This is a genomic window from Couchioplanes caeruleus (assembly GCF_003751945.1).
Classification (GTDB): Bacteria; Actinomycetota; Actinomycetes; order Mycobacteriales; family Micromonosporaceae; genus Actinoplanes; species Actinoplanes caeruleus.
In genome coordinates, this window is sequence record NZ_RJKL01000001.1 from 6,929,357 (window position 1) to 6,949,414 (window position 20,058).

Annotated in this window: 22 protein-coding genes and 2 pseudogenes; 15 read left to right on the top strand and 9 right to left on the bottom strand. The window is 70.9% G+C overall.

The window, feature by feature from the left end:
- Nucleotide 1 precedes the first annotated feature (1 nt).
- Nucleotides 2-1,069, bottom strand: coding sequence for a succinyl-diaminopimelate desuccinylase (gene dapE, locus EDD30_RS31140; protein WP_071805960.1), 1,068 nt, complete (start codon nucleotides 1,067-1,069; stop codon nucleotides 2-4).
- A 50-nt stretch (nucleotides 1,070-1,119) separates the two neighbouring features.
- Between dapE and argH the strand changes: the two genes are divergently transcribed.
- Nucleotides 1,120-2,550: an argininosuccinate lyase gene (gene argH / locus EDD30_RS31145; protein WP_244945464.1), complete on the top strand. Its 1,431-nt coding sequence runs from the start codon at nucleotides 1,120-1,122 to the stop codon at nucleotides 2,548-2,550.
- A 690-nt stretch (nucleotides 2,551-3,240) separates the two neighbouring features.
- On the opposite strand, the gene EDD30_RS31155 is transcribed toward argH, so the two are convergent.
- On the bottom strand, nucleotides 3,241-3,711 hold the full coding sequence (locus EDD30_RS31155; protein WP_280526180.1) for a GNAT family N-acetyltransferase: 471 nt from the start codon (nucleotides 3,709-3,711) through the stop codon (nucleotides 3,241-3,243).
- On the opposite strand from EDD30_RS31155, the gene EDD30_RS39390 reads away from it, so the two are divergent.
- The 7 genes and pseudogenes from EDD30_RS39390 (at nucleotide 3,652) to EDD30_RS42120 (ending at nucleotide 6,633) form a co-directional block, all read left to right on the top strand.
- Complete coding sequence (locus EDD30_RS39390; RefSeq protein WP_170047290.1) at nucleotides 3,652-3,849, top strand: hypothetical protein; 198 nt, start codon at nucleotides 3,652-3,654, stop codon at nucleotides 3,847-3,849. The genes EDD30_RS31155 and EDD30_RS39390 overlap by 60 nt on opposite strands.
- A 66-nt stretch (nucleotides 3,850-3,915) precedes the next feature.
- Nucleotides 3,916-4,221 (top strand): hypothetical protein, encoded by a 306-nt coding sequence (locus EDD30_RS41020; RefSeq protein ID WP_071805958.1) that lies wholly within the window; start codon nucleotides 3,916-3,918, stop codon nucleotides 4,219-4,221.
- The gene (locus EDD30_RS31165) at nucleotides 4,181-4,489 is read left to right on the top strand and encodes a hypothetical protein (RefSeq protein WP_244945466.1); all 309 of its coding nucleotides are present in this window, start codon (nucleotides 4,181-4,183) and stop codon (nucleotides 4,487-4,489) included. The genes EDD30_RS41020 and EDD30_RS31165 overlap by 41 nt, the downstream gene beginning before the upstream one ends.
- Before the next feature lie 118 nt (nucleotides 4,490-4,607).
- Entirely contained in the window at nucleotides 4,608-4,916 is a 309-nt protein-coding gene (tgmA, locus tag EDD30_RS31170; protein WP_211277811.1) for a putative ATP-grasp-modified RiPP, read from the top strand.
- Nucleotides 4,917-4,920: 4 nt separating this feature from the next.
- On the top strand, nucleotides 4,921-5,379 hold the full coding sequence (locus EDD30_RS31175; RefSeq protein WP_071805956.1) for an MvdC/MvdD family ATP grasp protein: 459 nt from the start codon (nucleotides 4,921-4,923) through the stop codon (nucleotides 5,377-5,379).
- Nucleotides 5,376-6,048, top strand: a pseudogene (locus EDD30_RS41025) (methyltransferase domain-containing protein); the annotation flags it as partial. The gene EDD30_RS31175 and the pseudogene EDD30_RS41025, both read left to right, overlap by 4 nt.
- A gap of 279 nt (nucleotides 6,049-6,327) precedes the next feature.
- On the top strand, nucleotides 6,328-6,633 hold the full coding sequence (locus EDD30_RS42120; protein ID WP_425321283.1) for a DUF6745 domain-containing protein: 306 nt from the start codon (nucleotides 6,328-6,330) through the stop codon (nucleotides 6,631-6,633).
- On the opposite strand, the gene EDD30_RS31190 is transcribed toward EDD30_RS42120, so the two are convergent.
- Together EDD30_RS31190 and EDD30_RS31195 are read right to left on the bottom strand one after the other, a co-directional pair.
- A complete protein-coding gene (locus EDD30_RS31190; RefSeq protein WP_071805954.1) occupies nucleotides 6,622-7,539 on the bottom strand; it encodes a sulfite exporter TauE/SafE family protein in 918 nt (305 codons plus the stop codon). The genes EDD30_RS42120 and EDD30_RS31190 overlap by 12 nt on opposite strands.
- Nucleotides 7,540-7,633: 94 nt before the next feature.
- Complete coding sequence (locus tag EDD30_RS31195; protein WP_123678602.1) at nucleotides 7,634-9,934, bottom strand: putative bifunctional diguanylate cyclase/phosphodiesterase; 2,301 nt, start codon at nucleotides 9,932-9,934, stop codon at nucleotides 7,634-7,636.
- Nucleotides 9,935-10,038: 104 nt separating this feature from the next.
- Between EDD30_RS31195 and EDD30_RS31200 the strand changes: the two genes are divergently transcribed.
- From EDD30_RS31200 to EDD30_RS31215, 4 genes are all read left to right on the top strand, one after another.
- Complete coding sequence (locus EDD30_RS31200; protein ID WP_071806310.1) at nucleotides 10,039-10,761, top strand: histidine phosphatase family protein; 723 nt, start codon at nucleotides 10,039-10,041, stop codon at nucleotides 10,759-10,761.
- Nucleotides 10,745-11,614 carry an NAD(P)H-hydrate dehydratase gene (locus EDD30_RS31205; protein ID WP_071806309.1) on the top strand — a complete coding sequence of 290 codons (870 nt, stop codon included), beginning with the start codon at nucleotides 10,745-10,747 and terminating at the stop codon, nucleotides 11,612-11,614. Before EDD30_RS31200 ends, EDD30_RS31205 begins: the two co-directional genes overlap by 17 nt.
- Nucleotides 11,615-11,661: 47 nt before the next feature.
- Nucleotides 11,662-12,075 carry a CBS domain-containing protein gene (locus tag EDD30_RS31210; protein WP_071806308.1) on the top strand — a complete coding sequence of 138 codons (414 nt, stop codon included), beginning with the start codon at nucleotides 11,662-11,664 and terminating at the stop codon, nucleotides 12,073-12,075.
- Nucleotides 12,076-12,149: 74 nt separating this feature from the next.
- Nucleotides 12,150-13,796 carry an alkaline phosphatase D family protein gene (locus EDD30_RS31215; RefSeq protein ID WP_071806307.1) on the top strand — a complete coding sequence of 549 codons (1,647 nt, stop codon included), beginning with the start codon at nucleotides 12,150-12,152 and terminating at the stop codon, nucleotides 13,794-13,796.
- Nucleotides 13,797-13,846: 50 nt separating this feature from the next.
- On the opposite strand, the gene EDD30_RS42125 is transcribed toward EDD30_RS31215, so the two are convergent.
- The 4 genes and pseudogenes from EDD30_RS42125 to EDD30_RS31235 all read right to left on the bottom strand — a co-directional run bounded on the left by EDD30_RS42125 (nucleotide 13,847) and on the right by EDD30_RS31235 (nucleotide 18,049).
- Entirely contained in the window at nucleotides 13,847-14,737 is an 891-nt protein-coding gene (locus EDD30_RS42125; protein ID WP_346198418.1) for a discoidin domain-containing protein, read from the bottom strand.
- Between the two features lie 102 nt (nucleotides 14,738-14,839).
- Nucleotides 14,840-16,929: pseudogene (locus EDD30_RS42130) on the bottom strand (GH92 family glycosyl hydrolase); the annotation flags it as partial.
- Between the two features lie 81 nt (nucleotides 16,930-17,010).
- On the bottom strand, nucleotides 17,011-17,520 hold the full coding sequence (locus tag EDD30_RS31225) for a hypothetical protein (RefSeq protein ID WP_143162731.1): 510 nt from the start codon (nucleotides 17,518-17,520) through the stop codon (nucleotides 17,011-17,013).
- A 133-nt stretch (nucleotides 17,521-17,653) separates the two neighbouring features.
- A complete protein-coding gene (locus tag EDD30_RS31235) occupies nucleotides 17,654-18,049 on the bottom strand; it encodes a class I SAM-dependent methyltransferase (RefSeq protein WP_084556507.1) in 396 nt (131 codons plus the stop codon).
- Nucleotides 18,050-18,350: 301 nt separating this feature from the next.
- Here EDD30_RS31235 and EDD30_RS31240 point away from each other — a divergent pair, with 301 nt between their 5' ends.
- Nucleotides 18,351-18,773 (top strand): hypothetical protein, encoded by a 423-nt coding sequence (locus tag EDD30_RS31240; protein ID WP_143162729.1) that lies wholly within the window; start codon nucleotides 18,351-18,353, stop codon nucleotides 18,771-18,773.
- A gap of 47 nt (nucleotides 18,774-18,820) precedes the next feature.
- On the opposite strand, the gene EDD30_RS31245 is transcribed toward EDD30_RS31240, so the two are convergent.
- A complete protein-coding gene (locus tag EDD30_RS31245) occupies nucleotides 18,821-19,192 on the bottom strand; it encodes a hypothetical protein (protein WP_071806303.1) in 372 nt (123 codons plus the stop codon).
- Between EDD30_RS31245 and EDD30_RS39395 the strand changes: the two genes are divergently transcribed.
- Nucleotides 19,181-19,354 (top strand): hypothetical protein, encoded by a 174-nt coding sequence (locus tag EDD30_RS39395; protein WP_170047334.1) that lies wholly within the window; start codon nucleotides 19,181-19,183, stop codon nucleotides 19,352-19,354. The two genes, EDD30_RS31245 and EDD30_RS39395, sit on opposite strands and share 12 nt — an antisense overlap.
- A gap of 113 nt (nucleotides 19,355-19,467) precedes the next feature.
- On the top strand, nucleotides 19,468-19,884 hold the full coding sequence (locus EDD30_RS31250; RefSeq protein WP_143162728.1) for a hypothetical protein: 417 nt from the start codon (nucleotides 19,468-19,470) through the stop codon (nucleotides 19,882-19,884).
- The last annotated feature ends 174 nt before the right edge of the window (nucleotides 19,885-20,058 follow it).

The window sequence follows — 20,058 nt, forward strand, 5'->3', positions numbered from 1 at the left end:
GTCAGCTCAGCCACGCCGCCAGGACGCGCTCGCATTCGCGGAGGTCCGCAGTGGGCAGGTTCTCCTCGTCGGTGTGGCAGAGCAGCGGGTCGCCCGGGCCGTAGTTGACGGCCGGGATGCCCAGCTCGGCGAAGCGGGCGACGTCCGTCCACCCGAATTTCGGGGCCGGTGCGCGGCCCACCGCGGCCACGAACTCCGCGGCGGCGGGTCGGTCCAGGCCGGGCCGGGCGGCCGCCGCCTGGTCGCGGATCTCCAGCTCGTAGCCGGCGAAGACCTCGCGGAGGTGGGCGTAGGCGCCGTCGACGTCGCGGTCCGGGGCGAAGCGGTGGTTGACGTCGATCGCGACCTCGTCCGGGATCACGTTGTTGGCGATGCCGCCGTGGATCTGCACGGCATTGAGCCCCTCGCGGTACTCGAGGCCGTCGACCACGACCCGGCGCGGCTCGTAGGCCTTCAGGATCGCCAGCACGTCGGCTGCCGCGTGGATCGCGTTGATGCCGTGCCACGCCCGGGCGGGGTGGGCGGCCTTGCCCTTCAGGGTGATCCGTACGCGCATCGTCCCCTGGCAGCCGCCCTCGACCGTGCCGTTGGACGGCTCGCCCAGGATGGCGAAGTCCCCGGCCAGCCAGTCCGGGTGGTGGCGCACCAGCCGGCCCAGCCCGTTGCGCACCGAGGCGACCTCCTCGTTGTCGTAGAAGACGAAGGTGAGGTCGTGCCGGGGCTCCGGTACTGTGGCGGCGATCTTCAACAGGACGCCGACGCCGCCCTTCATGTCGACCGTCCCGCGGCCGTGCAGCAGCTCCGCGTCGCCTTCGCCGGTGAGCCGGGTCGGCAGATTGTCCTTGATGGGCACGGTGTCGAGGTGCCCGGCGAGCACGATGCGCCTCGCCCGCCCAAGCTGCGTGCGCGCGACCACGGCGTCGCCGTCGCGCAGCACCTCCAGATGGCCCAGCGCGTGCAGGGCGGCCTCGACGGCGTCCGCGATCGCGGCCTCCGTCCCGCTGACCGAGGGTATGTCGCAGAGCGCGCGGGTCAATGAGACAACATCATCGTGCAGGTCGAGCTTCATGGAACGACCCTATCGTTGACAGATCCCACCGATTGCTGAGGAGTGAGGACGTGCCGGAGACCGAAGGTCCGACCAGACTGTGGGGTGGCCGGTTCGCCGGTGGACCGGCCGACGCGTTGGCACGGCTGAGCGTCAGCGTGCACTTCGACTGGCGGCTGGCGCCGTACGACATCGCCGCCTCGCGCGCGCACGCCCGGGTGCTGGCCGGCGCCGGCCTGCTCGACGCCGACGAACTGGGCAGGATGCTGGCCGCCCTCGACGACCTGGAGTCGGCGTGCGCGGCGGGCGAATTCCGGCCCACCATCGAGGACGAGGACGTGCACACCGCGCTGGAACGCGGTCTGCTGGAACGCCTCGGCGCCCTCGGCGGCAAGCTGCGCGCGGGCCGCTCCCGCAACGACCAGGTCGCCACCGACCTGCGCCTCTACCTGCGCGACCACGCTCGCGGTGTGGCCGCCGCGGTGGTGGAGCTGGCCGACGCCCTGATCGAGCAGGCCGGCCGGCACATCGACACCCCGGCGCCGGGCCTGACCCATGTGCAGCATGCCCAGCCGGTCAGCTTCGGGCACTGGCTGCTGGCCCACGTCCAGCCGCTGCTGCGCGACCTGGAACGGCTGCGCGACTGGGACGAGCGCACGGCGATCTCGCCGCTGGGCTCCGGCGCGCTGGCCGGCTCGTCGCTGCCGCTGGACCCGGCCGCGGTCGCCAAGGAGCTGGGTTTCAAGGCCCCGGTGCAGAACTCCATGGACGGCGTCGCGGACCGCGACTTCGTGGCCGAGTTTCTCTTCATCACCAGCCTCGTCGGGGTGCACCTCTCCCGCCTCGGCGAGGAGGTGGTGCTCTGGACCTCCACCGAGTTCGGCTGGGTGATCCTCGACGACGCGTTCGCCACCGGCTCGTCGATCATGCCGCAGAAGAAGAACGCGGACATCGCCGAGCTGGCCCGGGGCAAGGCCGGGCGGCTCATCGGGGGCCTGGTCGCGGTGCTGACCATGCTCAAGGGCCTGCCGCTGACCTACGACCGCGACATGCAGGAGGACAAGGAACCCGTCTTCGACGCGGTCGACACGCTCCAGCTCCTGCTGCCGGCGCTGGCGGGCATGATCTCCACGATGACCGTACGGGTGGACAGGCTCGCCGCCGCGGCGCCGGTCGGCTTCTCCCTGGCCACCGAGGTCGCGGACTGGCTGGTGCGCAAGGGCGTCCCGTTCCGCGATGCGCACGAGATCACCGGTGGGCTGGTGGCCCTGTGCGCGGCCCGCGAGTGCGAGCTCGAGGACGTCACCGACGACGACCTGAAGACGGTCAGCGAGCATCTCGACCCGTCCGTCCGCGAGGTCCTGTCGGTCCGCAGCGCCCTGGCCGCACGGACCACGCCGGGCTCGACCGGCCCCGGGCCGGTCGCCGACCAGCTCCGCACCGCCTCGGACAAGCTCGACGGCTGGCGTGAATGGGCGATCGAACGGGTCGTCCCGCGCTGAGCGGACGGGCCCGGAACACAGGGAGTAAGGCGGGTGATCCTCGGGATCGTCCACAGATAGTCGATCATCATCCTGAGCAGTTTCTCCGGGACTTCGCAAGGATGCGGCGATGATCGGTGATCACCCGCCTCACCCGCCTCACTGGCCTTGCTGGCCCCAGCTTCGCGGCGACCTGTGCCCGGAAGCCGGCTAGCTTGCGCTCATCAATGCGGAAAATCCGCGGCCAGACGGGCTCGTCGTTCGAGGCGCGAGCGAGCCGACCTTCGGCGTGATCCAACTTCGCCAGAGCGTTCCGGTCCCTATCTGGGCAAGGGCGAGCGACTCGATGGCGTCCATCCGGATTCCGGCGATGGCCGGAGACGAGCGCGGGAGCCGGTGGCGGGCATCTGCGATCAGTCGCACGCTTTCGCTCCTGTCACCGCAACTTGTGACAAATTGGCTCATGCCCAGGTGGCCCGACCGTTCTGCCGCGCGTACGGCAAGTTGATAGTGGGCGACGGGCGTTGGCTCCGTCTTCAACATCGACGTATAGCCAAGCGACTAGACCTGCCGTCTCACTGAGTACGGCAAACAGCCGGCGGGAGCCGGCGGTAGGTGGCGGATGCCGGACGACGAGAACGCGAGCGCCGCGTAACCGGGATCGGGCAACCCAACACGGGTTGCCCGCTCCACACTCTCCCGGGGAGTTCCCTACGAGGGCGCGCCACTTGAATCGTCGCGCCACTCTCGATCTAGTAGTGAGTAGAGCAGAGAATCGCGCCAAGCGCCGTTGGTGAATACGTGGTCCCTCAATCGACCTTCGGGCATGAATCCGAGGCGTGCGAGAAGTCGTTGCGACGCCCGATTGTCTGGGCCACACGCAGCCTGTAGGCGGTGCAGACGAAGGGTGTCGAACCCGAATGTGACCATGAGGTTGGTTGCCTCAGTCGCATAGCCCTTGCCCCAATCCGAACGTCGTATCGCGTAGCCGAGTTCACCGCTTCGGTCACGACCTAGTCCGATCCGCACGAAGCCGATCAGCGTGTCAGTGCTGTCCGCGACGGCTAGATTGCGTGACGGCCCGAAGCGGGCGCGCGCTCTGCCACCTGGGAGGGCGGACGGATGGCGATGTATTCCGGCGGTGAGCTGATCGAAATGGCTCAAGCGATGCTGGAGCGGCACACGGTGTCGAGGGCCGATGGTCGATGCGTGTCCTGCGGCGTTCTCGGCCCGCGCGCAAGCCACGAGCGGGCGGCACGGGTGTTCGCGCTGGCGTTGCGCCTACCCCAGCGGGTGCCGGGGTTGACCAACCGCATTTGATCGGCACTCGCCGTGCGGATGCGCCTTCATGGTTCGAGGCGGCGAGTTGAGGTGCCAGCGGCACCGATGCCGCGCTCCGGTGACGTGGTGTACCTCGGCCTGGCCGCGAACGTGCAGTTCGGCGGGAACCGGGGCTTCTACTTCCGGGTGATCAGGGTCCATGACTGGACGACTTATGAGGGCTGGATGTGGCTAGACGGCTACCAGCTCAGCCAAGGAGGCGAGGCGGTAGAGCGACGTTCCGTCTTCGTCCAGATTGCCGGGCTACGGCCCGCGCCGCAGGTGCCGGCATGCACGGCACCCCCGACGGGCGAGCGCGCACCGTTGGGGAGTGCGCGCCCGCTCCGGCGCGGCCGACACGAGCGACGGTGAGGGTCTGATGCAGCAGCTTTCGACCAGCGCGCGCGGCCTGGCCACCGTGGGCGCCCACACCCCAGATGCCGACTTGTGTGAAGTGCTGGCCCGCGCGGCGGCAATCGTCGCCGCGCACACCGTGCGCGACGGCCTGTGTGCCGGATGCCGCGATTGGTGGGCGCGATTGGCGCCGTTCCCGTGCGAACAGGTGCGGTGGGCGCGGGCAATCCGCGATCGGTACGGCGACGCCTGTGCAACCGGGCGAGAGTCCGGCGGTGCCGCGTGAGCCGATCTCGCAGTACGCCACCCGCGCGGGCGCCTCCGGGAAACCGACCGCACATCGCCCCGCACTACTCCTGCCAGGAGGCATGATGTCCCCGACCGCCCCCGTTCTGTCCAGTCCAGTGACCGATGACCCGCTGTACCCGGCGGCCGGGTTCTTGCCGCTCGGCCGCCCGCTGGGTGCGGTCGACGGCGACGACATGGCGCCAACCTCGGCCGACCGGCGGCCGTTCGGGTTGCGCTTCGCCGTCGTGCCGGCGCACCCGATCCCGGTGGACCTGACGACGGTCCGCTACGACCCCGATCGACAGATGGCGGTCGACACCACCGGCGCGCCGGTGCTCGGCAAGCACTCGACCGGGGCGACAAGCACCCGCACCTCGGACGGGCACAAGAGCATGGATTCCGACACCGACCACACCGAGGACTGAGCCGGTGAGCGACGGGCGCACGCTGCTAGTGCTGACCCAGCGATACGACGCAACCGCTGACTTCGTGGTGGCGGAACTGGCAGCACGGGACCGGCCGGTGTTCCGGTGCGACCCCGGCGACTTTCCGCAGACGTTGACGCTCGTCGCGCTGTGGGGCGAAGGCTGGCACGGCAGCCTCCGCCAGCCCGGCCGCCCTGAGGCCGCCGGGCTGGATTGGCGCACCGATTACGACAGCCTGTCGTACTCCGTGGTCACCGTGCCCGACCCCGTACGCGAGGCGGTGCGGCGCCTGCTGGCCCGGCTGCGGCTGCGCTTCGGTGCGCTGGACTTCATCGTCACCCCGCACGATGAATGGATCTTCCTGGAGATCAACCCCAACGGCCAATGGGCGTGGCTGCAAGACGCCACCGGACTACCCATCGCCGCCGCGATAGCGGACGCTCTGACCAAGGAGACGACATGACCGATACCGCCCAACAACTGCGTAGTGGGCTCGTGGACGAGCTGACCGGCCGTGGCTGGCTCACCGAGGCGTGGCGGCCCGCATTTGCCACCGTGCCCCGACCGCCTTCCTGTCCCGCTTCTTCCGTCAGACCCCGGACCGCACCCGGTGCGAAGCGGTCGACGCGGGCGAGCCCGGGGCGTTGGAGCTGATCTACTCCAACAGCGTGCTCCCTACCCAGCTCGACGGCGATGACGCCCGCTGGGATGAGGCCCGTCGCGACGGCCCGATCAAGGGCGTGCCGACCTGTTCGAGCACCCATCCGGGCCTCATGGCGATCATGCTGGACGCGCTCGACGTGGCCGACGGGCACCGTGTGTTGGAGGTCGGCGCCGGTACCGGCTACAACGCCGCGCTCATCGCCCACCGGCTCGGTTCGCCGCTGGTCACCACCGTCGACATCGACGCCGGTTCGGTGCAGCGGGCACGCGAGGCGTTGAGCACGGTCGGGTATGCCGTCACTAATACCGGGCCGACGGCATCCGCCGGCAATGGCTCGACGTCGGCCTCGACACCGGGCCCTCCGACCGCGGAACCGCCGAACGGATCCTCACCCGCTTCTACCGGCGGCACGGCCGGGGACGGCCCCGGTTCGTCTGGGTGGACTCCCCGGCAGCCGCCCTGCCGCACACGACCGGCATCCCTGGCCACGACGACCTGCACGCGTGGCTGCGCCCGTTGCCGCCGCGCGGCCGTCCGCCCGTCGCCGTCGACATCGCCGCGAGCTGGTCCCACTTGTTGGCCGCCCTCGAGGCCGCCGCCGACCACCCGGATCTCGAACCGGCGCGGCACGTCCGCAAGGACGACAAGCCGTGGCCGGAGCTGCCGCCCGAGGCGGCCCTGGAGGCGGGCGTGCCCTTGCGCGTGGTGGTGCGCCGAGGCGTCCAGGACGCGTTGCGGACCGCGCTGATGGAGAACGTCGCGCTGCCGGTGCGGGCCGCCCTCGGGCCACCGGCCCGGCTGCCGATCTGCTGGTACGGCCAGCAGGACGCGTCCTGGATCGCCCAGCACGACGTCCTGCGCCGGCTGGGCCTGTCCCATCCGGCACCGTGTGACATCACGGACCTCGACGACTGGGCGGCCCTCGCCCGCGCCGCCGGCTGGTGGTGGCCCTGCCAGGAGGTCTGCGTGGCCGTGGAACGGCCGGCGCGCATCGGACCGGAGGTCGTCGTGTACCGCGACGGCAGTCGGCGCCGGGGTGGCTCAGACGGATAGCCGGTGATCGTCCTCCGCCGGGCTGGTCTGCCCCGGGATCCGCGTCGCGTCCCGGGCTGCGGCCGCCCGGCGGACGAGCGTGACCGCGACCGTGACGAGGATCGCCGTGCCGGTGACGATGCCCACCGCGAGGGTCGGGACGTCGAGGAGCTTGAGGGCGCTGGCCAGCAGCACGACCACCAGGGCGGTGCGCACGATGCCGGCCGGAGCGCGCGAGGAGATGCGGGCGCCGAGCAGGACGCCCGGGATCGAGCCGAGCAGGACCGAAGCGGTGAGGTCGAGGTGCAGGTCGCCGAAGAAGGCGTGCCCGACCGCGGCCGACAGGACCAGCGGGACCGCCTGCACGAGGTCGGTGCCGACGAGGTCGTTGGCGCGCAGCTTCGGGTAGAGCGCGAGCAGGGCGACGATGATCAGGGATCCGGAGCCGACGCTGGTGAGCCCGACGATGATGCCGCCCACGACGCCCAGCAACAGCGTCGGCACCGGGCGTACGGTGATCGGCGCAGGCGGGCCGTCGCCGCGCTGGCGGCGGCTCACCCAGGCCTTGAGCAGCAGGCCGCCGGCGGCCAGCAGGAGCGCCACCCCGAGCGCCACCTTGATCGTGTGCTGCACCGAGGCGTCGTCGCCGAGCAGCCGCAGCACGAGGACTCCGAGGAATGCGCTGGGCACGCTGCCCGCGCAGAGCCAGGCCACGAGCTTCCAGTTGACCGTCCCGCGCCGGGCGTGCACCCAGCCGCCGAAGGGCTTCATGACCGCGCTGGCGGCCAGGTCGCTGGAGACCGCCGCCACCGGCGGGACGCCGAAGACGAGCACGAGCAGGGGGGTCATGAGGGCGCCGCCGCCCATCCCGGTGAGTCCGACCACGATGCCGACGCCGAGTCCGGCGAGCGCCAGGGTGAGATCCATCGGTCGAGTCTCGGCAACAATCCCTGCTTTGTCTACTAACCGGGTCGAGTTTGTGGACTTTTCCTGCCGCCGTCCCACCCATTGGCACGACGGGTCAGGCGGGCACCGGCCCGGCCGGGCGCAGCAACCCCGCGATCTCGTCGCCGGACATCGGCCGCGCGAAGTGGAAGCCCTGGGCGTAGCGGTAGCCCGCCTGGTGCAGCCGGTGTGCCTGGTCCGCGGTCTCGACGCCCTCGGCGACGGCCTGGATGCGCAGGCCCGAGGTGATGCCGATCAGGCTCTCGACGATGACCGCCTCCGGGCTCGCCGTGGTGACGCCGTCGACGAACGACTTGTCCACCTTGAGGACGTGCACCGGGCAGTCGACCAGCAGGCTCAGCGACGACTGGCCGGTGCCGAAGTCGTCCAGCGCGACCCGGATGCCCAGCTCGCTGAGCCCGTGGATCGCGGCCAGCGCGGCGCCGGTGCCCAGTACCGCCGTCTCGGTGACCTCGGCGACGATCATGGCCGGGTCGACACCGGCATCCCGGATCGCGGCCTCCACCTCGGCGACGAACCCGGGCTCGCTGAGCTGGCGGGCCGACACGTTGACGCTGACCCGCGCCGGTGCGGCGTCGCCGTGGTCGCGCCGCCACGCCGCCGCCTGGGCGACCGCCTGCGCGAACACCCAGCGGCCCAGCTCGATGATGGCGCCGTTGCGTTCGGCCAGCGGGATGAACACCGCCGGAGAGATGTCGCCGTGCTGGGGGTGGTGCCAGCGCAGCAGCGCCTCGACGCCGGCGATGCGCCCGTCGGGCAGCTCGACGATGGGCTGGTAGAGCACCCGGAGCTCGCCGCGGCCGAGCGCCTGGCGCAGGTCGGCGCCGAGGCGGGCGTCCTGGTCGGCGAGCCGGTCCATCGCCGGGTCGAACCACGCCCAGCGGCCGCCGCCGTCGTTCTTGGCCGCGTACATCGCCACGTCGGCGCGGCGCAGCAACTCGCCGGGAGTGTCGCCGGGCGCGCTGGCGGTGACGCCGATGCTGATCCGCGGCACCATCTCGTGCCCGTCGACGGTGAGCGGCTCCTGCACCGCGCTCACCAGCCGCCGCAACAAGGTGGCGGCTTCGTCGCCGGTCAGGCCGGGCAGCAGCAGGGTGAATTCGTCGCCGCCCAGCCGGGCGACCGTGTCGACGTCGCGCAGCCGCTCGTGCAGGCGCCGGCTGACGGCCTTCAGCAGGGCGTCGCCCGTGCCGTGCCCGAGCCGGTCGTTGACGACCTTGAAGTCGTCCAGGTCGAGAAGCGCCACGAGGAACTCCTCGCCCCCGGCGAGCTGGTCGGTGACCCGCTCCTCGAAGTTGGCCCGGTTGGCGATCTCGGTGAGCGTGTCGTGGCGCACCTGGTGTGCCAGCTGCGCCTGGTACTCGCGCAACTGGTGCAGGCTGGCGTCGACCGTACGCAGCAGATGGGAGTTCTCCCGCAGCGTGGTGACCTGACGGGCGACCACCAGCGCGGTGATCGCGACGGTGCAGGCGGCGATGACCTTGCCTTCGGCCGAGCGGGCGATGTCGGTGCCCAGCAGCATCGCGTCCATCGCGGCCACCGCCAGGTACGGCACCACGCTGAAGCGTCGCGGCGCGGGTCGCGTCCTCGCGGCGGCGAGGTCGCAGCGGACCTGGCGCCGACCGGCGAGCTGGGCGCAGAAGGTGGCGATCGGCACCGCGACGAAGGCCGAGTTGAGCCGGGGGTGGGACTCGAGGACCAGCGTCAGGCAGGTCGAGGCGCCCGCGGCGCCGATGCCGAACGACACCAGATGCATGGCACGCCGGTCCAGCGAGCCGGCGCCGGCGTATGCGACCTTGGCGAAGGCGATCATCGACACGGCCGCGGCGATCGCGATCAGCAGCGCCGGGACGGCCGAGCCGGTCAGCGAGGTCCACGCCTCCATCCTGCGCAGCGAGAAGTGCCACACCAGCAGGCCGCCGGTGATCAGGATGATCCCGGTGTCGAGACCGAAACGTACCCATTCGGCCCGGGACCGCTGCCACGTCGGCAGCCTCAGCAGCGCCCACACCGCCAGCCCGAGGACGACCAGGTAGAGGGTGACCGACACGGGGCCGAAACGCTGGGTCCCGCCGGGTACGGAGACCGCGTCGCGTGCGTTGGAGACGGACGCCACGGCCAGCACCACGCAGCAGAGCATGCCGTGGCGCCAGAACCTGCGCGTGGCGGCGTCGAGATCGACCCGGTGGGAGGCCTGCCGGCACGCGGAGGCCGCGAGCAGGCACATCACCGGCAGAGGCGTCCAGCCCGCCACGGGGTGCGGGACGTCGGCGAAGAACCCGGCGACGAATCCGGCCGCGCTGAACGCCAGGAGTGAGGCTCCCACGATCAGGGGGAGGCGGGCGCGGACCGGCATAGCCGTACCTATCGGTGGCGCCGGGGCGGGCTTGAACAGTTCGCCGCCACAGGACGGGCACAGGAGCCGGCGTAGCGCTCGCGCGGGCGGGTATTGGTCCCGCCATGGAGCAACTGCGATGGTTGGCGGTCGTCCGGCACGGCCTGAGCACCGGCAACGCCCTCGCCGAGGCGGCGGAGACCGGCGGGTGCGAGGTCATCGACATTCCCGAGCGCGATGCCGACGTCCCGCTCTCGGACACCGGGCGTGAGCAGGCCCGCGCGGTCGGCAAGTGGCTCGCCGACCTGGACGAGCGTCCCGAGGTGGCCGTGGTGTCGCCGTACCTGCGTGCCCGGCAGACCGCGGAGATCGCGCTGGACGGCAGCGGCGTGCCGATGGTGGTGGACGAGCGGCTGCGCGACCGTGAGCTGGGCATCCTCGACCTGCTGACCGGCCGGGGCGTGCAGAACCGGCTGCCGGACGAGTTCGCCCGGCGGGCCCGGCTCGGCAAGTTCTACTACCGGCCGCCCGGCGGCGAGTCCTGGGCCGACGTGCTGCTGCGCCTGCGCGCGCTGCTGCGGGAGCTCGCCGAGGACCACCCGGGCGGGCGGGTCCTGCTCTTCGCCCACGAGGCCATCGTGCTGATGGTGCGCTACCTCGCCGAGCGGCTCAGCGAGGCCGAGCTGATGCGGATCGCCCACGACACGACGGTGGCCAACTGCTCGATCAGCACGTGGCGGCGCCAGGACGCGACATTGCGGGCCGACCTCTTCAACGACGTCGGCCATCTGCACGCCGAGGGCGCCCCGCCGACCCGCCAGGAGGATGTCGATGCCGAGCCGGTCTGAGGAGCGCGTCATCACGCCCGCCGTGCTGCGGGAGTGGCCGCTGCCGGACCCGCAGGGTGACAAGGAGTCGCGGGGCACCGTGCTGGTCGTGGGCGGCTCGCGGCACACGCCCGGGGCGGTCCTGCTCGCCGGAGTCGCCGCGCTGCGGGCCGGGGCCGGGCGGCTGCAGCTCGCCGTGACCGAGTCGACGGCGGCGGCGCTGAGCATCGCCGTCCCCGAGGCGAAGGTCGTGGGGCTGGCCGAGACCGGCGGCGGCTCGGTCGCCGGAGACCTGCCGTCCGCCCTGCTCGAGCTGGCCGCCGGCGCGGACGTGCTCGCGATCGGGCCGGGCCTCGACGACGTGGCGGAGACCGGGCGGCTGCTGCACGCGATCCTCGACACCGCCGGCAAGGACGCGGCGGTCGTGCTCGACGCGTACGCCCTCGGCGCGCTCAGCAGGGAACCCGATCTGCTCGCCGGCCGGGCGCAGCGGGCGGTACTGACGCCGAACCTCGTCGAGGCGGAGCATCTGCTGGGCCGGGAGCCCGGCGACGACCTGGCCGCCGCGACGATGGCGCTGGCTCACCGCTACGAGTGCACGGTGTCGCTCTTCGGGCACATCGCGGCCCCCGACGGCCGGGCCTGGCGCGAGGAGAGCGGGGATGCCGGACTGGGCACCTCCGGCAGCGGCGACGTGCGGGCCGGCATCGTGGCCGGGCTGCTCGGCCGGGGCGCCGACCCGGCACAGGCGGCCTGTTGGGGAGCCTTCGCCCACGCGGTCAGCGGGTTGCGGCTCGCCCCGCGCCACGGGCGCACCGGCTTCCTCGCCCGCGAACTCGTGGACGAGGTGGCCTACACGATTGCAACCGTCTGAAGCGGGTACGCCAGAAATACACCCGACCACCCGAAGGGAGTACCACCATGACCACCGCCCGCGAGATCATGACTCCGGACGTCACCTGCATCGGCGAGAAGGAATCCTTGGCGGAGGCCGCTCACAAGATGGCCGACCTGGGCGTCGGCTCGCTGCCGATCTGCGGCGCCGACAACCGGCTCAAGGGAATGGTCACCGACCGCGACATCGTGGTCAAGGCTCTGGCCAAGGACCGCAACCCGGCCGAGATCACCGCCGGCGAGCTCGGCCAGGGCAAGCCGGTGACGATCGGCGCGGACGACGACGCCGCGGAGATTCTGCGCACCATGGGCCAGTACAAGGTCCGGCGGCTGCCGGTCATCGACGGCCACCAGCTCGTCGGCATCGTCGCGGTCGCCGACGTGGCCCGGGCCCTGTCCGACCGCAAGGTCGGCGACCTCGTCGACGCGATCTCCGAATAAGCCTGGATGAACCACAGTCGAATAACTGTCTGAAGGAGGTCGGGAACCCGGCAGTTTCTGCTAGATAGATCTGCATGACTGTCATTCCCCGCGCCGAGGGTGCGGTAGACCGCCGCACCCTTTTGCGTCTCGCCGGCCTCTCCGCCGGTGCCGGTCTCGTCACCGCGGCCACCCTGCCCGGTGTCGCGCACGCCGCTTCCGGTGCCTTCCAGCACGGTGTGGCCTCCGGCGATCCCCTTCCCGGCGGCATTCTGCTGTGGACCCGGGTCACCCCGACCCCCGATTCCGTGCCGGGGTCCGGCGCCGGCCCCGAGGTCACCGTCTCCTGGCAGATCGCCGCCGACGCCGGCTTCGCGGCCGTCGTGGCCGCGGGCGAGGTCCGCACCGGGCCGGCGCGGGACCACACCGTGAAGGTCGACGTGTCCGGGCTGAGCCCCGCGACCACCTACTGGTTCCGCTTCGGCTACAACGGGTCATGGTCACCCACCGGCCGCACCATGACGGCACCCACCGCCGACGCCGCGATCTCGCGGCTGCGGATGGGTGTCGTCTCGTGCGCCAACTGGGAGGCCGGATACTTCGCCGCATACCGGCACCTCGCCGAGCGCGGCGACCTCAACCTGGTCGTACATCTGGGTGACTACCTCTACGAGTACGGCACCGGAGACTTCGCCGCCGGCGACGTAGTGATCCGTCCCACGAAGCCGGAGCACGAGATCCTCACGCTGGCCGACTACCGGATCCGGCACGCGCTCTACAAGACCGACCCGGATCTGCAGGCGCTGCACGCCTCGGTGCCGTGGATCATCACCTGGGACGACCACGAGGTCGCCAACGACATGTGGAGCGACGGCGCCGAGAACCACACCCCCGGCACCGAGGGCGACTTCGGCGCGCGCGTCGCGGCCTCTCGGCAGGCGTACGCGGAGTGGATGCCGGTGCGCATGGGCGGCGACGGCGCCATCTACCGGCGGCTGCGCTACGGCAACCTGCTGGAGCTGTCCATGCTGGACCTGCGCTCGTACCGGTCGCAGCAGGTGGGCCGCGTCGACGGCGATGAGATCGACGACCCGGACCGCACCATCGCCGGCGGCGACCAGCTCGCGTGGCTCACCGAGGGCCTGGTCACCAGCACGGCGAAGTGGAAGCTCGTCGGCAACCCGGTGATGATCTCCCGGGTCGACCTGGCCTCCCTGCCCGCCTGGCTGCTCGGGCCCCTCGGCGACCTGCTCGGCATCCCGGACAACGGCATCGTGGTGAATCCGGACCAGTGGGACGGCTACAACGCCGACCGGGAACGGCTGGTCGACGCGCTGCGGGCGGCGCGCACCAAGGACGTGGTGTTCCTCACCGGTGACATCCACACCTCCTGGGCCATCGAGCTGACCACCAAGGACACCGGCAGCCGCAACCCGGCCGCCGCGGAGTTCGTGGTGCCGTCGGTGACCAGCGACAACCTCGACGACTTCCTGAACACCTCGCCGGGCGGGCCGCTGAGCCGGCTCGCCGCCGACCTGCTCCGGGCGACGAACCCGCACGTCAAGTGGGTGGAGACCGACGGGCACGGCTACGGCGTCCTGGAGGTCACCCCCGAGCGCTGCCGGATGGACTGGTACTACCTCGCCGACCGCACCAAACGGGACACCTCCGCGAAATGGGCCACGGGCTGGTCCGTCGGCACCGGCTCCTCGAAGATCCGCAAGGAGTCCGCACCCTCGTAGGCGGCGGTCCCGGGGTGGGGTGGTGGGATCCCGCCCCACCCCGGGCGTCGTCAGCTCACGATGATGTCGTAGATCCGCGTGGCGGAGTTCCCGTCCGAGGTGGGCGTGACCACGGAGACGCGCAGATAGCGAGCGTCGACGTTCACCGCCGTCGTGGTCGAGTCCGCGATGTTGCCGCGGACCTGCGCGCGGGTGGTCCAGGAGGAGCCGTCGTCCGAGGTCTGCACGTCGAAGTCCCGGGTGTTCCACGCCGGGTACTCACCTCCCGCTCCGGCGTGTCGGATCACCACAGTGGACAGACTGCGGCGCGTGCCCAGGTCGGCCTGGACCCACGTGGTGGCGCCCAGCGAGCACCACTTGTCGCCCCAGCCGCCGAGCCAGCTTCCGTTGAACGCCTTGTCCGCGCCCTCGGCGGCGCTGCACGAGGAGTCGGCGGTGGCGGCCCGGCGCAGGGCCAGGTTCGCCGGTGCGTTCCCGTACACCTCGAGCGCATAGACGCGGGCCGTGCCGCTGCCGTCGTTGGCCGGCTGGGTCGCCTCGAAGCGGACATACCGCGCGGTGCGCGACTCCACCGGCGTGTACGTCCGGCTGGCGCGCGAACCGGTGACCGAGACCGCGGTGCTCCAGGCGGTGCCGTCCGTGCTGGTGGAGATCGTGTACGCGCCGGTGTTCCAGTTGGTCCCCTCCCCGCCGAGCCCGGCGTGCTTGACGACGAACGCGTTCACGGTGCGTGCCGAGCCGAGGTCGACCTGGAGCTGCCGGGGTGCCGTACCGGAGCAGAACTTGCTGTTGCCGGCGATCGCCCCGTCGACGGCCCTGGCCGGGCCCTCGGCGCTGTTGCACGGCGAGGAACCGGTGACCGGACGGCCCAGGGCGAGGTCGGCGCCCAGGTCCGGTTCGGCGGCCGGCTGGGCGCGGCCGTCACCGAAGCTGGGGGGCACGTCGCCCGCGCCCGTGCCCCACGCCGACGGGCTGCCGCCCTGGGTGAACGCGATCGTGGCGCCGTTCGCGATGTCGCCGTACCGGAAGTAGCTGCGGCTGGTCGAGGTCCCGTCGACCGACAGGGTCTGCACGTAGCGGTTCGCGGCGCTGCCACCGGTGATGGTGATGTTCCCCGGCCCGCGCTGGATGAGCACGCTCGGGAACAGCGCGCCGTGCGCGGCCAGCGTGTCCGCGCCCGGAGTCACCGGGTAGAAGCCGAGCGCCGACCAGACGTACCACGCGGAGGTGGCGCCGAGGTCGTCGTTGCCGGGCAGGCCGCCGGCGCCGGTGGTGAAGGACTCGGCCATCACCCGGCGCACCGCGTCGCTCGCCCCGGCGGGCTTGCGGGCCGCGTGGTAGGTCCACGGCACGTTGTGCTCCGGCTCGTTGCCGATGTAGAAGTACGGCCGTGACAGACCGCCGTTGAGCTCGGTGAAGTGGTGGTCGAGGCGCTGCACGACGGTGGCCGGACCGCCCATCAGCGTGACGAGGGCGCCGAGGTTGTGCGGGACCATCCAGGTGTACTGGGCCGCGTTGCCCTCGACGTACGGGCTCTCCTGCGCCGGGTTCAGCGGCTGCCGCCAGCCGCCGTCCCGGGTGTGGATGTACGACGACTCCCCGTTGAACAGGCTGCGCCAGTACTGGGAGCGGGCGCTGTAGGTGGCGTACGCGCCGGTGTCGCCGAGGGCCTTGGCGAACTGGGCGATGGCGAAGTCGGACGCCGCGTACTCCAGGGTCTCGGAGGGGTTACCGGGGATGAACTGGTTCGCGGCGTAGGTGGCGTGGTTGCCACGCAGCACCACGCCCTGCATGCTGCCGCCGGTCGCGCTCTTCTTCATCAGCGCCAGCGCGGCCGCCGTGTCGAAGCCGCGGACGCCGAACGCGTACGCGCTGCCGACGATGATCGGTCCGGGGTCGCCGGGCATGACGAAGTCCTCGACGCTCTGGTGCGACCACTTGGGCAGCAGCCCGCCCTGCTGTCCGTCCAGGACCATCGACTTGACGATGTCGCTCATCACGTCGGGGGCGATCAGCGCGACCAGGGCCGCCCACGAGCGGTAGACGTCCCAGCCGGAGTAGTTCTGGTACACCGGGTGTGAGGCGGTGTGCACGGCGCCGTCGAAGCCGCGGTACTGGCCGTTGGTGTCGCTGGAGACGTTGGGGTTCTGCATCACGTGGTACAGCGCCGTGTAGAACTTCTGCAGGTCGGTGGCGCTGCCGCCGGTGACCTGGATGCGGTTGAGGGCGGTGTTCCAGGCGGCGTCGGCGTTCGCGCGTACGGTCGCGAAGGGTGCCGTCTCGGCCGTGGCGTTGTTCTGGGCGTTGGCCACGCTGACGAACGAGATGCCCACGGTGGCGTTGACGACCGCGTTCGAGGTGGTGTCGAAGGTGACGTACGCACCGCTCTGGGTGCCGCTCGTGCTCGCGGAGCCGGCGCTGACCGTGCCACCGCGGAAGGTGCCGAAGCCGGTGGGCGTGCGGTCGAACAGGATCGAGAAGTACATCTTGAAGGTCCGGCCGCCGCAGAAGCCGCCCGCGGTGTGCTCGCCCCAGACCCTGTTGCCGGCGATCGTGACGTTGCCGTCGCGGTCGCCGGTGGCGGACCGGCTGACGTTGATCAGGACGCGGGCGGTGGTGCTGGCCGGGTAGGTCAGCCTCAGTGCTCCGGTGCGGGTGGTGGCGCTGAGCTCGGCGTCCACGCCGTACCGGTCGAGCCGGTTGCGGTAGTAGCCGGGCGCGGCATTCTCGTTGCTCTTGGTGTACGCCGACGCGTAGCCGGTCCAGGCCGAGCCGGGCGACGAGCCCAGGGCGCCGGTGACCGGAAGGATCGGCAGGTCCTCGTTGTTGGGCAGCCCGCGCCGTTGAAGTGCGTGAGGCCGAACGACTCGATGGTGCGGTCGCGGTCGCGGTAACCCGACGGCGAGGCGGTGGGGGTGTCCGGGCTGAACTGCACCATCCCGAACGGCACGGTGGCGCCGGGAAAGGTGCTGCCGCCGGCCCCGCCGCCGACCGGGTGGGGCGAGTTGCTGTCGTCGGTGCCGATGAACGGGTTGACGTGCCGGGTGAGGTCGAGCTCGGCGGCGGCCGCCGCCTGCGGAACGGAGAGGGCGGCGGCGGTGAGGACAACCGCCGCGGCGAGGGTACGGAGCATGCTGGTGCCGTCCCTTCCTGAGGCCAACGTGACAACGTTGTCAAGGTGGCATCAATGGAAGCACGGCTATATCAGCGGTTGTCAATACGCGGTACGGGCCCGGACGGTGCGCCGCGCGCCCGTCCGGCGCTCGCGGACCAGCGTGGAGGCGGCCATCGCGGTGCCGCCCACCCCGATGCCCCCGAGCACGCCCAGCGCGAAGCGCTGCTCGTGGCGTACCTGACGCTCCAGCGAGGCCCGGTCCCCGGCGCGCGGATCATCGCTGATCCCGGTCAACGCGCTGATCCCGGCGATCCAGAACGCCATCAGCACGGCACCGGCGGCGATCAGGCCCCAGCGCGGCAGGTCCACCGGCGGCGCCCACACGTCGCGGATGAACCAGCTCTGTGGCCGCCGTCCCCGCAGCGCCCGCCGGTTGGTGACCACGCCGGCGGTGAAGCCGGGCAGGACCAGCACGACGGCCACGATCACGGCCACGCCGGTGGCCACGAGGGTCCGGCCGCCGAGCAGGCCGGCGATCAGCGCGCCACACCACAGGACGCCGGCCAGGCACAGCACGTCCAGCAGCAGCAACAACCGTCGAGAGATCACCGCACCGGACGTTATCGGCCGGCGCGCTCCGGCACCGGCGATTCCGGCTTTTTCCGGGGTACGTGCCGCCGGTACGCGTTGACCGTCGGATCCCCGGCGAACCAGAACCGCCACGGCACGTCGTGCGCGGCGGTCACCCCGACCCGAGGTCCCGCCTCCACCGGGCCGGGCGCGGCGCGAGCTGCAGACCCAGCGGGCAGATCACCCGGTCGAAGCTATGGTCCCGGAACGGCAGTGCCTGCGCATCGGCCTGCGGCCAGCGCACCTCCTGGCCGAATCGCGCCGAGGCCACGGCGAGCATCCCAGGATTGTTGTCCACGCCGGTGACCGATCCACTTGCGCCGACGCGCGCTGCGGCCGCCGTGGCGACGGCTCCGGTACCGCACGCCACGTCGAAGTACGGAGTGCCCCTGCCGGAGCTGGGCCATGTCGAGCACGACCGGCGCCCAGGGTCCGAAGATCCCGGGAACCAGGCGGTCGGCGTAGATCTCAGGCGCGGTTCTCGTCGGCTGCCACCGCTGCATGTCATCACCCATGCCGGCCGTCCTTTGTTGGGAGCGACACCGTTGACGCTACGCCGCGGAACTGTTCGGTCGCTGTCTGCTTCCAGGCCGCGCTGAAGCGGACGACTCCATATCCACAGGTCTTGTCCGGCGCGGCTACCCACGCACCTGACTGCCGTTGCAGTACTGGGAGCTGTATCGAAAGTCTCTTCGCCGCGCTGCGTTGAGCCAGGTGACGACCGCGTCACCTGGCCGCTGGGCAGGGCAGCGTCGGAGCCGTCGGCTGTCTAGACTCTGCCGGCCAATGCGATCGGAGAAAGGATCTTGATGGCGGTGCGGGTTCGCAACTTTGGGGTGGCTTGGGTGGTCTTGTCGATGCTGACCGGGTGCGGGGCAATCGGAACGGATCAACCGGCAGCGCAGCAGCCGAAGCCGTCGATCACGCACAAAGTCGGCTACGTGCTCCAGTCGGCGCATCAGCCGGAGTCCATCTCCTACACCGACGAGAACGGCGAACAGCAGGAGCTGAGAGATGCTAGCGCCACCCTGCCGTTCCTGACGACCTTCGAGGTCGACGCGGCCAAGGTGTCGTATCTGAGTGCCCGAACCACCTTGAAGCCTCTCCCCGCACTGACCGCAACAGGCGCACCGAAGGCCACCTGCCGACTGTTTGTCGACGACAAGCTCGTGGACGAAAAGACCGGCGACTACGCCGTCACGTGCAGCACTTCTCTGCCTCCGAAGGCTTGATCGGTCGGAGACCTATAACGATCCTCTGGGAGTGGTCGGGCGCGGACCTAGTTGGCGGCTTGGTGCAACTCCCTTGTGGTGATCGACAGGCCGGGCCTGAGCTGTGCACGTCGAGCCAGGCCGGTCACGGTGAACCCGTCGCGGGTCTTCTCCCGCACGACTTCCCAGCCCTGCACGTCGCGGTAGTAGCGCACCAGCCCCGGCTCGGTGGTGCCGCGCCGTACCCATTGCTGACCGGTGCGGGCGGCGTGGTCGAGCACCCACCATGCGAGCTGGCAGCCGATCCGTCTGCCAGCGTAAGCGGGGTCGGTGACGGTGGTGGCCATGAAGATCGCTGATTGGGCGCGTCCGGAGAACACCGTGCGAACGCCGCGTGCGGCCAGTTCGGCCAGTAGCACGGTGCGGGCTTGGTCGTGCACTACACCATTGCGCTACGGCTCAGCCGAGCCGTCGGCGATCGACTGTACGGGGCGCGCATGCTCGTGAACCTGGCTACTCAAGCGGTCTACCTCCGCCTGACGCTTGATGCCCAGGTGGACGCCATCATGGTCGGACCTTCACCGGCGAAGACCCTCCGCTGAAGTCGGATCAACGACTCCGTCGCCGTCCGTTTTCGATTGAACACGTAACGCCATACCATCGGCCTACTGTCGGCGCAGCGCCACCCGTGTTCATCGACCACAGGAGGACCACCATGCGCCGCATCCTGACTGTCATCACCCTACTCGGACTGTCACTGTTCGGGCTGATGCTCCCCAGCCCAGCGAGCGCGGCGAGTACGTTGACCGCCGACGTCACGTCCGCGACCGTGGTTGCTCGGGGCAGCGCCGTGGATATCAACGCCACCGTCGAATGCCCGGCCGGCATGTCGGGCTATCTCTATCTGTACATCACGCAGCGTTCGGGCAGCGGCGTGGCGCAAGGCAGCGGCTGGACTTCCATAGCCTGTACGGGCGCACCCCAGACGGTGACGGTGCGGGCTCTCGCCCAGGCCGGCGGCCAGTTCTTCCGCCCTGGCGAGGCGCTCATCACGGGCGACCTGTCCGTGTGCAACGAGTTTGAGTGTCAGTACACGCAGATCAACGAAACGGTCCGGGTCACTCAGAACTGAGTCGCTTACTCAGCAGCGCAAGCCTTCCGGCCAATCGGAGTTTCCGGCCTCTCTGGAAGGGTGAAGACCGCTCCGCGGTGCCACCAGGGTGCTCCGTTCGGATGGGCGTCACTGTGGTGCCCATCCGAACAGAGTGGATCTTCATGATTGATGGGTCATTCCTGGAAGCAGGAG

Excerpts from the sequence above, each read along its gene's own strand:
- EDD30_RS31200 (WP_071806310.1), top strand. The coding sequence starts at position 10,039 with ATGGAGCAACTGCGATGGTTGGCGGTCGTCCGGCACGGCCTGAGCACC.
- EDD30_RS31210 (WP_071806308.1), top strand. The coding sequence starts at position 11,662 with ATGACCACCGCCCGCGAGATCATGACTCCGGACGTCACCTGCATCGGC.
- EDD30_RS42120 (WP_425321283.1), top strand. The coding sequence starts at position 6,328 with ATGGAGAACGTCGCGCTGCCGGTGCGGGCCGCCCTCGGGCCACCGGCC.
- EDD30_RS31240 (WP_143162729.1), top strand. The coding sequence starts at position 18,351 with ATGGCGGTGCGGGTTCGCAACTTTGGGGTGGCTTGGGTGGTCTTGTCG.
- EDD30_RS31205 (WP_071806309.1), top strand. The coding sequence starts at position 10,745 with ATGCCGAGCCGGTCTGAGGAGCGCGTCATCACGCCCGCCGTGCTGCGG.
- EDD30_RS31190 (WP_071805954.1), bottom strand. The coding sequence starts at position 7,539 with ATGGATCTCACCCTGGCGCTCGCCGGACTCGGCGTCGGCATCGTGGTC.
- dapE (WP_071805960.1), bottom strand. The coding sequence starts at position 1,069 with ATGAAGCTCGACCTGCACGATGATGTTGTCTCATTGACCCGCGCGCTC.
- EDD30_RS31215 (WP_071806307.1), top strand. The coding sequence starts at position 12,150 with ATGACTGTCATTCCCCGCGCCGAGGGTGCGGTAGACCGCCGCACCCTT.
- EDD30_RS39390 (WP_170047290.1), top strand. The coding sequence starts at position 3,652 with ATGGCGATGTATTCCGGCGGTGAGCTGATCGAAATGGCTCAAGCGATG.
- EDD30_RS31250 (WP_143162728.1), top strand. The coding sequence starts at position 19,468 with ATGCGCCGCATCCTGACTGTCATCACCCTACTCGGACTGTCACTGTTC.
- EDD30_RS41020 (WP_071805958.1), top strand. The coding sequence starts at position 3,916 with ATGCCGCGCTCCGGTGACGTGGTGTACCTCGGCCTGGCCGCGAACGTG.
- EDD30_RS31195 (WP_123678602.1), bottom strand. The coding sequence starts at position 9,934 with ATGCCGGTCCGCGCCCGCCTCCCCCTGATCGTGGGAGCCTCACTCCTG.
- EDD30_RS31235 (WP_084556507.1), bottom strand. The coding sequence starts at position 18,049 with ATGACATGCAGCGGTGGCAGCCGACGAGAACCGCGCCTGAGATCTACG.